The sequence below is a fragment of the Pseudomonas sp. NBRC 111138 genome (assembly GCF_001320835.1).
In the GTDB taxonomy this organism is placed as follows: Bacteria; Pseudomonadota; Gammaproteobacteria; order Pseudomonadales; family Pseudomonadaceae; genus Aquipseudomonas; species Aquipseudomonas paracarnis.
Genome location: NZ_BCBO01000063.1, coordinates 66,578 through 78,564, shown reverse-complemented (window position 1 = coordinate 78,564; position 11,987 = coordinate 66,578). Strand labels below are relative to the sequence as shown.

The window sequence follows — 11,987 nt, the reverse complement described above, 5'->3', positions numbered from 1 at the left end:
GGTAGAGCAACGGACGGTCAGCTTAAGGGAACCGCGCAGATCCGCAAACTTAGGCTTCACTAACAAGCAACAGCTGCCGATACAGCTAGCAGCGACATTGAAACGGTTGGGTTCCCAACCGGCGTTCCTGGCACGGGGTACCACTATGACGATCAAATTACGCTTGGTGCTGTTGATTGCGACCGGGTTGCTCACGGCTTTGATCATGAGCCTGGCTGGCTACCTGGGCAATACGCGGATGGCCGATGCGGTACAGGACAACGACGTCAGCATGACGGTACTGCGCAACCACATGGAAGCCGACATGATGCACGACGCCCTGCGTGCGGATGTACTGTCGGCGATGTTGGTCGGGCTGGGCAAAAGCACCAGTACGCCGGCTGAGGTCAACAGCTCGATCAAGGAGCATGCCGAGCATTTTCGCGAGGTGCTGGCGGACAATCTCAAGCTGCCGTTGGACGCCTCGATCAAGGCCAGCCTGGAAAAAATCAAACCCAGCCTGGACACCTACATCAGTGCCGGCGAGCGCATCGTCGCGCTGGCCCTGGACAATCCCGAGGCCGCACGAGGGGAACTGCAGACCTTCAATGCCGCGTTCAGCCAGTTGGAAGAACAAATGGCGGCGTTGAGCGAACTGATCGAAAACAATACCCAACTCACCAGCACCGGTACCCGGCAAACCATCAGTAACGCTAACCGGACCTTGATTATTGTATTGGGGGCGAGCCTGCTGTTGCTGCTGGCACAAGGACGTTGGGTGACCCTGAGCATCATGGGGCCGCTGCGCACCGCCAGCCGTATTGCCCAGAGCATTGCCCATGGCAACCTGAGCGAGCCGATTGCCGAACCCAAGAACCAGGACGAAGCCAGTGCACTGATTCGCAGCCTGGCGACGATGCAGCGGGATTTGCGCGGCATGATCGAAGTGGTTCGCAGCAATGCCCATGGCGTCAATGGCATGAGCGAGCGCCTCAGCCAGGGTTGCCATGAAGTGGCAGGCAGCAGCCAGCAACAAAGCGTCGCCGCCAGCACCATGGCCGCCGCCGCGAGCGAAATGACCGCCAGTATCGAAGAAATCACCCGTCACGCCCAACGTGCCCTGGACATGGCCAGTCAGGCTGAAACCCTGGCCAAGGACGGCGGCCGGGTTATCCACCAGGTGGTCAGCGACATGGATGGCATCGCCCGTTCTGCCCAACAGTCAGCCCAAGTGATCCGCACGCTGGACAAGGAGTCCGAGGCGATCTACAGCATTATCCAGGTGATCAAGGGGATTGCCGACCAGACCAACCTGCTGGCCCTGAACGCCGCCATCGAAGCCGCCCGCGCCGGTGAACAAGGGCGCGGCTTTGCAGTCGTGGCCGACGAAGTGCGCAGCCTGGCCGGACGCACCAGCGCCTCCACCCAAGAAATCGCCAGCATGGTCGGGAGTATCCAGCAAAACACCCGTGAAGCGGTGATCAGCATGGAGGAGGGCGTTGCCCAAGTGGACAAGGGCATGGCGGTGACTGCCGAAGTGGAACGTGCCATTCGCGAGATCCTCCAGGCCACGCTGAGCACCACTGAATTGGTCAACGATATTTCCCGCACTATTAGTGAGCAGAGCCTGGCCAGTAATGAGATTGCTCATCAGGTGGAGAGGATTGCGGGAATGTCGGAAAGTAACAGTCGAGTGATTGGCGAGACGGCGTCGACGACGGATGAATTGTCGAGTTTGGCGGGGAAGCTTTCGCAGTCGGTGGATCGGTTTAGGCTTTGATGGAGGATACTCAAATATAACTAAACTAAATAGTCATTTAGTTTAGTTATAACTTGCAGTTATAGCAATCTAGTGGCCATCTGCATTGGCATATTTAGCCTACAATCGCGTTTCCCATTACTAGGAAGTAGGGTCATGTCTAAGCCACTCGTGTTTCTCGATAATTGCACTTGGAATTTTCTTTACGCAAAGCAAGTCGATCTTTTGGTTGAACAAGGCGATGAATACAGGTTTACCGTCAGCGCTCGCGGTTTTATTGAAATTCCACCGCTCGACCATTCAGACGAGTTGGTCAGGCTCATCGGTATCTATGCTCGAGATCAACTCGGCCGTCTCGGGGCTCGGCCTGCTAATCGATTTGGTTTTGGATCTGTTGGTGAGGATGCGCCGTTAGGTACTGCCGGTTTCGGCACCTTGGAAGCAGACGGAACGGTCACAGGAGGTGGGTATTTGGGAAGTCTGGAAGGTCAGGCTTTCCGCGATGACCCGACCCTACACAAGAAAATCGGCGGATTATCTGGAGTCAAGACAACCAACAGTGGTCTTCTCAAAAATGAAACTGATGTTGACTACGGTGAATGGTCACTCGATTTCCCTTTGATCACCGATAATCTCAAGGATTTCAAAGGTGCCAAATATCTGATCAATATCAAGGATTGGCAGCATGGTTCCTTTGGAGATTTCGTCATTTCAGAATTGCGCCGGCTTTCATTCCCTGTTGTATAGCTGTTCATGATCGCCGCCAATCGAAGGACGACACTAGATTTTCGGCATCGACCTAGTGACGATGAATTTCCAGCTCCAATGTAGCGGGTCTGGTTTCAAATCTGACCACCACCGGCCCCCAAGCCTCCATAGGAAGGTACGCATAATGTATATTATGTTAAATAATGTATTATGTCGGATATGTTCATAAGCGACGTAAGTCACTGATTCGACGAATTCGTTATTACGCCTACTCTCCCAATGAGCCATGTCCATAGTGCTCATGACGAGTCCTCTTCAGGTCAACGACTACCGCTGCTCGGGCAAGCTGGTGACGCGCGCCGTTGCCCATGCTTGTCCGCTCATGTACGTCCAACTCAAATTCAGGCGCCGCGTTTTCAATACTGCGGCGGCGCATCTACGAGCGATCCAGGCTTTCTATAGCTACGCAAAAAGCCGATACCTGGATAAGGGCTGTGCGCTCAGACAAGGTGATGCTTGGCACCGAGTGAGGACTGCGCAGCTGAAACCCTCATCTTTGATCGTGACGGCGCCGTTGCTGGTATGCACAGATCTTCAGGATTCTGTCATCGTAATGGCTCTTCATAATTAACATAACTGTCGTTGTGTTTAATTTTGAGGGCTGCTAGCATCGAAATTGCCACGTGGCATTTTCGAGGAGAAAGCTCTCATGCAACTCTCTGTGCGAAAGGCGTTCCTGGAAGACGGGGCCGTCCTGATCAAAGGTTTTCTGAACAAAGATCAATTGGCTGAGTGCCGGGCAGCCTATGACTGGGCAGTCGAGAATCACGGCCCTCATGCAACCCGAATGTTCGACGGGACTGAGCAACAGTCCCATGTTGACAATGCCAACCCCGTCGCCAAAGCCCGTCTTGAAGAACTCGTAACCTCCCTGCCCTTTGGCCAGCTGTTTGCGCAGCTCTGGGGCTCGGAAAACGTGTGGTACTTCGCCGAAGAGGTGTTTCTCAAAGCAGGTGGGCGCGGATCTCGCACGCTTTGGCATCAGGACACGTCTTATCTACCATGGGCCGGAAGCCACTGGGCCAATGCCTGGATCAGTTTTGAATCAGTGCCGAAGAAAAACGCTTTGGAAATCGTTCGAGGTTCGCACAAAGGACCACGCTACGACGGCACTACGTTTCGCGATCCTAACGATCCGACTCAACCGCTGCATGGCGGCGACGCATTACCACGCCTGCCGGATATCGAGGCGCTGCGCCAAAACGATCCCGAATCATTCGACATCATTTCGTGGGCTACCGAGCCTGGCGATATCGTCTTGCTGCATCCGGGTTCACTGCATGGTGGCGCTCCAGTGGATGAAGCTTTCCCGGATCGTCACACCTTCGTTTTCCGTTTCTTTGGCGACGACGCCACCTTCCATCCTTTACCAGAAAACAGCGCGAGCGGTTACCCGCAGCAAGGCGTGCTGTTTACTGAAGAGCTGTCGACCCTGAAAGCGGGAGACGGCTTCCGCCACCCAACGTTCCGCCAATTAATATAAAAGGAGCATTGCCATGAACACTCAAGTCCTGCAGCGTCAGTCCTTCAACCCTGGTCACACCCAGGCAATCTACGACAACTTCCACTTTTCCCAGGCAACACGCGTCGGCAACATGATCTGGGTGTCCGGCCAGGTCGGTATCGACGAGGCCATGGTTCCCGCCGAAGGCATCCAGGCGCAATCCCATCTGGCGTTTCAGTCTTTGCGGACCATCCTCGAAGCTGCCGGCGCAAGCCTGGCTGATGTCGTCGAGTTGATGACGTTTCATACCGATCTGCAGGGCGAAGTGCACGCCTTTGGACAGGTAAAGGACGAATACTTCCCTGAACGTTATCCAGCCTGGACCGCTGTCGGCATTTCACAACTGGCAATGCCGGGCTTGCGCGTGGAGGTTCGGGCCGTCGCGGTGATTGGCAGCGGTCGAGTCTGAACGATTGCATGATCGCGACGTGCCAAGCCAAAATGGCGTTCGCAGCCGCTGCCGGCTCAACGCCTTCAACCAACGGAATCACTTTCTCTCATGCATGATGCTCAAGCGCCTTCCACGGATAGTCAGCACTCCAAAGACAGTGATTCAGCGCCCGCCCCACGTCGCGGCCGCCCGGTAGGTAATCGTCTGGAAAAACGCGGTGAACTGTTGACTGCAGCCATCGAAGTCATTGCGCAGGAGGGTTATGCCGGGACGTCTCTGCGCAAAGTTGCCAGCCATGCCGGCTGCACCACGGGCGCCGTGACCTATTACTTTGCCAATAAAGAAGAAATGATCACGGCGGCGGCGCAGAGTCTGTTTGACGAGTTCGATCACTTGCTGGATGCCGATCAGGAAAAAGTCGATATCAGGGCAATGATCGAGCAGTGGTTGAACCTGACTCAAGCCAACGACTCGGCGCGTTGGCTGGCCCTGTTTCAGATGCTTGCACACGCCCGGCACGAACCGGTGTTTGCCGACGTAATCCAGAAACGTTACTCGCGCTTTCGCGAGGATCTCGCAAGCATTCTGGGCAAAGGACAAACCCAGGGCATCATTCGCAAGGACATTGCTGCCGATCTGCTCGCCGATCAGCTCAGCGCGCTGAGTGACGGCTGGATGATGATGTTGCCAATCGAGCCAGAGCGATTTGAAGCCAAACGCAGCAAGGCCTTGATGGATGCGGTCATCACGCTGATCAGCCCCGCTCGCTAAACCCTACCCTGCCCTCAGGCATCCAGAAGATTCGCTTCATTTGCGCAGCGAATCCTGCTTGATGGCGCCCGCCTATCTCTCACCCCCTCGGTTAATCGCCATTGCGCCGATTTCACTTTGCTGAATTCCTGTTCCGTCATATATTTGCATAACATCTGTGATTATAACTAAAAGACGGAGGTGACGATGGATGCGGATCTCGATGAACTGTCGACGCAATCACGACAGCGACGATTGTTATTGCAAGCGGTTGGAGGCTCGGCCCTCGCCGGAGGGCTCGGTGTCACCGGGCGTGCGATGGCGCAAACCCAACCTTTAGACACCTCGATACTGGATGTGGTGATCATTGGCGCAGGCCTGTCCGGGCTTACGTCTGCCAGAGACCTCCAGGCCGCTGGCTGCGAGTCGTTTGTCGTGCTTGAAGCCCGCGATCGCGTCGGTGGTCGCACCCTTAACCATGACCTAGGCAATGGCGTAATCTGCGAGGCCGGTGGGCAATGGATCGGCCCCGGTCAAACGTCAATCGCCGATCTGGCCAGACAGCTTGATGTCGCAACCTTCCCTACGTACTACAAGGGCAAGGCGGTCTATCTGATAGACGAGGTAACAGTCCAAGAGGACGTCAGCGATGGTCCGAACTCCAATACTGACATCGTCGCAAAACTGAACAAACTCGCCGAAGGCGTCCCCAGCAAAGCGCCGTGGAAAGCCAAGGATGCGGGTGAGCTGGACAAACTCTCGATTGGCCAATGGCTGGCCGGGCAAGGCATCAGCAATGTCGACAAGATCGGCTTCAACATGTCCGTGAGCCTCACCTTCGGTACCACGCCGGCCGGCATGGGGCTCCTGCATTACCTGGCGATGATCAACTCCTCTGACTGCCGTCTCGAAAAGCTCGAAGGTGTCCAAGGGGGTGCACAGGAATCACGTTTGGTAGGCGGCTCGCAAATCCTCAGCTTGAAGATGGCGCAAGCTCTCGGAGAAAAAGTCCGATTGGCGTGCCCAGTGCGCAAGATTGTCGGTTGGGATCGTGATGTCGTCGAGTTGCATACCGATCAGGGCATCATGCGCACGCGGCAGGTGATTGCCGCGCTGAGCCCGGCGCTGTGCAATCAGATCGTCTTCGATCCACCCCTGCCCTCCGGGCGTGCCGAGCTGCATCGGCATTGGCCGGCCCATGCACCGATGCGCAAGACCGTGCACGTCTATGAGCGCCCGTTCTGGCGCGACCAAGGCCTCAACGGCCAGATCGTGCAAGTGGAAGGTCCGCTGATCTGGGCCTTTGACAATTCGCCGGAGGACGCCAGCCTGGGTGTGCTCAGCGGCTTCGTCAGAACTGGCCAATTACCCCATGACCCCAAAACCGCGCAGGACACCTTGTCGGCGATCTACGCCAGCGCCATGGGCGAACAAGCCCTGCACCCGATTCAGTTTCATGATCTGGACTGGGGCAAGATCGACCCGTGGAGTTTGAGTTGTATTTCCCCCATGCCTCCCGGTTTCTGGACGCAATGGGGCGAGTATCTGACGCCGGCGGTCGGCCGCATGATCTGGTCGGGTACCGAGACTGCGCAGATCTGGGCCGGGGCAATGGACGGTGCAGTCCGCGCCGGACATCGCGCGGCAATGGAAGCGCTCCAGGCGTTACTTCAACCTCGGAGGAACGCCTGATGAAGCGGATTATGATGGTTGGAGCCATCGTCGTGAGCGCAGCGTTGGCCGGATCAATTGCGATGTATGGACCGGAACTGTGGGCGGGCTATCGTTTCATGCAGGCCGTGGATCAGCACGACGCTGCATACCAGGCCAATGGCGGTGCGTGGCCACAGTTACAGGACACCTGCGCGCTTTGCCATGGCGCTAACGGTCAACCGCGCGACGCTCAATACGCAGCGCTTGCAGGGCAGACCGCAGCGTACATCGAAAACCAGTTGCACGCGTTTGCCGAAGGACGTCGCCACAGCGCACAGATGGAGCCACTGGCGGCCAATCTGACGGACGAGCAGATCAAACGTCTGGCCGCCTATTTTTCCGAACAGAAACCTGGTGTGACTGAAGTCCCGACGAAGGATGATGCGCTGGACCAGCGCGGTCAGCGTGTGGTCGCCGCCAACGGGTGTGCAGCCTGCCACGGCGAAAAACTCTCTGGCGGCCCCCTGGCTCCGCGTATCGCCGGACAAGGGCAGCTTTATCTGAGCGATCAATTGAGCGCTTTCAAGTGTGGCCAACGCACCGATCCGACGCAGGCCATGAATGCCATGGCGGGCACCCTGTCCGATGAAGACATCAAGGCCGTGGCGCATTATCTGGCCAAGCTGAACCCTTGATCCTGCACGGGCAAGGATGCCCCCCGTCCTCCTCTGCATCACGCAAAAAAGCCGCCAGAACGGCGGCTTCGAACACTTCAACTACCCCTCAGCGCGTTTGCAGAGCTGCCATTGCGCCCTTCGCGCGCTCCAGCGCGCAATACGCGTAATGCAGGTGCACCAGCAGATAAGCCCAGGTCGTCAGTGCAAGCACGTAGAAGTTCAGCAGTACATTGCTATCGTCGCCGGGGATCTTGTAGAAGTCGTAGATGCACGCAATGGTCAGTGAGGCGAGCATGCCAAACATCACTCCGATCGCGTGCAGTGACTCTCCAACGGTTGCCAGGCGTACTGCGAAATACACCAGGTAGACCGAAAATATCACCCACATCAGCACGTAGAAATACGGTAGGAGCGGGACCAGAACCTTGGCCGAGATCAACGCGAGTGTGCCCAGCAGAGCGCCGGCAAACATCATGAGTTCCTTGCCCACAGACGGCTTGTAGGCATGCGTCACCGCCATCAGCCCGAGCGCGGTAATCAGCGGAATCCCAAAGGCTCTGGAGAACGCGTCGCAAAAGTATGAAATCAGGTAGGCATACTCCGATCCCGTCAGGAAAAAAACCAGGAAGTTTGTTGCGGAAAAGGCAACCACAAACCACTCCAGAGCCAGTAGCAGGTTTCTTTTCTTCAGAAACCTGATGCCGAAGGTCAGCCCATTGGCAAGCAGCAAGAAACAGGCAAGGCACAGCACAATATTTCTCGGTTCCATAACGATAGCCTCGGTACAGCTGACAGATAATTTGATGGATTAGCGGGGTTGAGGAACGAGTGCGGCCAGATAAGCCGCAATCGCTTGGCGCTCCTGCGCTGACAGCGCTGCGGCCATGGCTTGCATGGCACCACTGGGCTCAATGCGCTCGCCGCTGGCAAAAGCGTTGAGCTGGGCCAAAAGGTAGTCCTGCCCTTGTGCAGCCAGGCGTGGGAAGGCGTCTTGGCCCATCAGTTGGGCACCATGGCAGGCGGTGCAGCCTCGGGTTTGCACCAGTTGTTTGCCCTGATCCCTCAGCCCCTCGTCAGGACTGACAGCCGCATGGGCAACGACCGATTGCCGGGCATAAAAATTCGCCAGTAGATCAATATGATCCGGGCTGAGGGTCATCGCCAACGGCCCCATGTTGGGCGCAAGCCGTTGTCCGCTCGCAAAATTGCGCAACTGGGCAGACAGATACGCGGCGGGTTGCCCGGCCAGGCTCGGATACCTCGAGTTCATCGAGTTACCGTGGCTGCCATGGCAACCGGTGCAGGCATCGGTCAGATGGGGCCAGTTTCCACGTTCGGCCTGGTAGGCCTCAGTGGAGGTGGTGATGTAACTCTGCAGCCGATACAGATCGAGCAGATCGCGGCCAAAAATCGCCAACAGCACCGCAATGACCACGATGACGCCAAGCGCTATGATTTTTTTCATTGCCGCCTCCTACACCCTACGTAATGCGTTGAGCACCTGTAAGGCGCTGTGGCGTCCGGCGCGCACGGCACCGTCCATGTAACCTGCCCAGATGTCAGCGGTTTCGGTGCCCGACCAGAACAGATTGCCGCAGGGCGGACGCAGTGCCTCGCCATGTGTCGACCAGAAACCGGGGGGAATCGGCGACACGCACGTAATGGTCCACGGGTCGGCATGCGCCCAGTCATGATCGTGATAGGAAACCGGCTCGAGCGCTGCGTCCCCCAGGGCACGTGCATAGATTTCGGTCTGCATACGCTTCGCGGCCTCTAGGTCGGTGGGGGCTGCGGCATTCAAAATGAACGCATTGATCACACCGATTTCGCCGTTTGGCGGCGAGTTGTCGTATGCCCAGATGACCGGCCCACCGACCTGAATGATATGGCCGTTCAAGCCTTTGTCGCGCCAGAAAGGCCGCGGGTAGACCATTGTGGTCTTGCGTGCCGGCGAGTGCGCCGGCCAGGCTCGCTGCAGGGCGGCGCGGGTTTCGGGCAGCGGTGGATCGTACTGCAGGCGTTGGCACAGTGCTGGATGAATCGCCATGATCACGCGCCGGGCGCGGATCTCGCCCTGATCCGTTTGCAGTCTGACGATGTCGCCGTTCCAGTCAGCAATTTTGCGCACCGGGCACGACAAGCGAACCTTGTCACCCAGCAATTGCGCCATTTTGCTGCTGAGAACCTGTGAACCGCCGACGACCCGCGTCCCTTGCGCGCTGTCCTTGATCGAGTCGAGCCGCATGTATTCGCTGCCGGCCGAATTGATCATCGACAGAAAATGCAGAAAGCCCATCTTCGCTGGTGTGACGCCGCAGGTCAGGAGAAAGCTGGCATTCCACCCTGCGCGGTCTTCCGGTTTGATGTTTTGCTGAGCCAGCCAGTCGCCTGCCGAGAGCTTGTCCAGTTCGGCCAGTCGGGGGGATTTCCATGGCGCGCCGCACGGCACATCACGCGACAGCTCGCTGAGTTTTGCCGAGACGCTTTCGTCGGTACCGAAGGTGCCTTTCAAATCGACGGCGACACGTCCATCGCCACCGAGGATCACGGTTTCCCCCTCATAGAAACTGGGAAAGGTGCCGACCTCAAGCTCACGGGCCAGGTCCGCTACGGCGGTTTGTCCGGGGCCGATCCACTGGCCTCCGGCCTCGGAGATATAGCCGGAACCCAAGTCATGATTTAGCGTGCGGCCACCGACACGATCACGCGCTTCAAGCACCAGCAGCGACTCGCAACCCGCCAGATGCAGATCACGAGCGGCGGTCAAACCAGCCAGGCCGGCACCGATGATCACCACATCAAACACATCGTCCGGGTTGTCTTTGAGCAGCGCATCGGCGGCAGTGGCCAGGCCAATGTTCAAACCGATCGATCCCACGGCGGCAGTGGCACCGGCCAGTTTAAGTAGTTGCCTGCGCTTCAAATCAGGAGGGGCGTCAGTGCTCATGTTCGTTGCCTCACATCACGTTATTGTTGAATTGAACGCCCGTGGCCGAGCGTGGGTGCGGCAGTAAAAAAGGGGTGACGAAAACGCAAACATTCGTTTGTCTTTCTGCAGGCGAACGCCTACCGGCCCCAGGACTTCAAGGTCAGCGTCATCATGCAAACTCAGCGTGTTGGTTCTATAAGCCTCAGCCGTCAGGCATGAGGGCGCGCAACTTTGCGGTTGGTGTATTCGTCCAGCAGATGTGCCCCTCCCAGCGCCACATTCACGGCGCACCACTGCAGCGGTTCGGGCAGGGTTTTCGGGGTTTTATGCCGCAACGCGGCGAGCAGCGGATGCTCGATACCGCCGATTCTTTCCGCCAGCAGGTGACCGATCAGCGACTGCGATGCGACGCCGTGTCCGGAGCAACCCGCGGTATAGAGAATGTTGTGGTGCGACCCGGTTTCGCCCACCACCGGCAACGCGTCGTAGGCCATGCTGACGTAACCACTCCAGCACGCTTGAATGCCGACACCGCGTAACGTCGGGAAACGCACGCCAAGGTTGTCTTGCAACGCGCGGTAGGTCACCTCATCGGGAATGTTCGGGGTTTTCGAGCCGTAGGCATAACCCAGCCGTTTAGTGGTCATCAGCAGCGTATTGCGTGCGGTCAGGCGATGGCTTTCCATCACCAGGTGCGGCGTGGTTAACCCTTCCCGCCCTGCCCAGCCCAGCGATGCCAACTGCTGTGGTGTCAATGGCTCGGTTTCGACCGCCGACACTCGAAATGGAACGACTTTGTCGCGCAGAAGACCGAGTTGCGGCGTATAGGCATTGGTGGCCAGCACCACTATCGGCGCGCTCGCCTGCCCGCGTGGCGTCCGGCAGGTGATCGTCGACCCGTCGGAGTACGACTCAAGCTTGGTGTTTTCATACAGCCTCACTCCCGCCTGAAGTGCAGCGCGGCGCAGGCCCATCACATATTTGCCAGGGTCCAGCGTACCGCCGTGGCGTTGCAGGCAGCCAAACAGAAAGGCCGGTGGAATGCCCCGCGCGCGCATTTGTGCCTGATCCAGAAACTCGGTTTGCGAACCCAATTCGTGGCCCACGGCCATGCTTTTGCGCAGCCTTTTCTCCTGCGACGGATGGATGCCCGCCCTGATGATGCCCGATGCGTTGTAGTCGCAGTCGATCTCCAATTCGCGTAAGCGACCTTCGACGTAGGCGACAGCTTCGTCATAGAATTTGACGATTTTTTGCGCTTTTTCCTTGCCAACACGTTTCAAGAATAACTCGAACTCAATGCCGACGCTGCCGCCCAGATAGCCGGCATTCCGCCCGCTGGCGCCGAAACCGGCAAACGCCTGCTCCAGCACCACAACCTTGGCCCCCAACGCCGTCAGTTCCAGGGCGGTGGACAGCCCGGCGAAACCGCCACCGATCACGATGACGTCCGCGCTGACATCGCCCTCAAGCTCGGGTTGCAGATCAGCCGGAGTTTCGACCCAGCCACCCAGCCGACGGAAATGCCCGCCGGCGAAGTGGCTTTCCAGCTCTCGTGATTGGTAGGTCATGGACAT

11 protein-coding genes and 1 pseudogene are annotated in these 11,987 nt (G+C 57.8%); 8 read left to right on the top strand and 4 right to left on the bottom strand.

Translation table 11 applies throughout. The features are described from left to right. Positions 1 to 145: 145 nt before the first annotated feature. The 8 genes and pseudogenes from APH41_RS29660 to APH41_RS11330 all read left to right on the top strand — a co-directional run. Positions 146 to 901 (top strand): annotated as a pseudogene (locus tag APH41_RS29660) (MCP four helix bundle domain-containing protein); the annotation flags it as partial. After that, the gene (locus APH41_RS29655; RefSeq protein ID WP_370694803.1) at positions 896 to 1,759 is read left to right on the top strand and encodes a methyl-accepting chemotaxis protein; all 864 of its coding nucleotides are present in this window, start codon (positions 896 to 898) and stop codon (positions 1,757 to 1,759) included. The pseudogene APH41_RS29660 and the gene APH41_RS29655, both read left to right, overlap by 6 nt. Before the next feature lie 135 nt (positions 1,760 to 1,894). Continuing rightward, the gene (locus APH41_RS11360; RefSeq protein ID WP_054918979.1) at positions 1,895 to 2,485 is read left to right on the top strand and encodes a hypothetical protein; all 591 of its coding nucleotides are present in this window, start codon (positions 1,895 to 1,897) and stop codon (positions 2,483 to 2,485) included. A gap of 670 nt (positions 2,486 to 3,155) precedes the next feature. Continuing rightward, positions 3,156 to 3,989, top strand: coding sequence for a phytanoyl-CoA dioxygenase family protein (locus tag APH41_RS11350; RefSeq protein ID WP_054896447.1), 834 nt, complete (start codon positions 3,156 to 3,158; stop codon positions 3,987 to 3,989). A gap of 13 nt (positions 3,990 to 4,002) precedes the next feature. Next, positions 4,003 to 4,419: a RidA family protein gene (locus tag APH41_RS11345; RefSeq protein WP_054918972.1), complete on the top strand. Its 417-nt coding sequence runs from the start codon at positions 4,003 to 4,005 to the stop codon at positions 4,417 to 4,419. Positions 4,420 to 4,509: 90 nt separating this feature from the next. Further along, positions 4,510 to 5,172, top strand: coding sequence for a TetR/AcrR family transcriptional regulator (locus tag APH41_RS11340; RefSeq protein ID WP_054896445.1), 663 nt, complete (start codon positions 4,510 to 4,512; stop codon positions 5,170 to 5,172). A 186-nt stretch (positions 5,173 to 5,358) separates the two neighbouring features. After that, positions 5,359 to 6,843 carry an FAD-dependent oxidoreductase gene (locus APH41_RS11335; RefSeq protein ID WP_054918971.1) on the top strand — a complete coding sequence of 495 codons (1,485 nt, stop codon included), beginning with the start codon at positions 5,359 to 5,361 and terminating at the stop codon, positions 6,841 to 6,843. Beyond that, positions 6,843 to 7,499 carry a c-type cytochrome gene (locus tag APH41_RS11330; RefSeq protein WP_054896443.1) on the top strand — a complete coding sequence of 219 codons (657 nt, stop codon included), beginning with the start codon at positions 6,843 to 6,845 and terminating at the stop codon, positions 7,497 to 7,499. Before APH41_RS11335 ends, APH41_RS11330 begins: the two co-directional genes overlap by 1 nt. Before the next feature lie 88 nt (positions 7,500 to 7,587). Here the strand turns inward: APH41_RS11330 and APH41_RS11325 are convergent, their stop codons facing one another. From APH41_RS11325 to APH41_RS11310, 4 genes are all read right to left on the bottom strand, one after another. Further along, on the bottom strand, positions 7,588 to 8,250 hold the full coding sequence (locus APH41_RS11325) for a hypothetical protein (RefSeq protein WP_054918970.1): 663 nt from the start codon (positions 8,248 to 8,250) through the stop codon (positions 7,588 to 7,590). Between the two features lie 39 nt (positions 8,251 to 8,289). Continuing rightward, on the bottom strand, positions 8,290 to 8,946 hold the full coding sequence (locus APH41_RS11320; RefSeq protein WP_054918969.1) for a c-type cytochrome: 657 nt from the start codon (positions 8,944 to 8,946) through the stop codon (positions 8,290 to 8,292). Positions 8,947 to 8,955: 9 nt separating this feature from the next. After that, entirely contained in the window at positions 8,956 to 10,428 is a 1,473-nt protein-coding gene (locus APH41_RS11315; protein WP_054896440.1) for an FAD-dependent oxidoreductase, read from the bottom strand. Between the two features lie 191 nt (positions 10,429 to 10,619). Next, a complete protein-coding gene (locus APH41_RS11310; RefSeq protein ID WP_054896439.1) occupies positions 10,620 to 11,987 on the bottom strand; it encodes an FAD-binding oxidoreductase in 1,368 nt (455 codons plus the stop codon).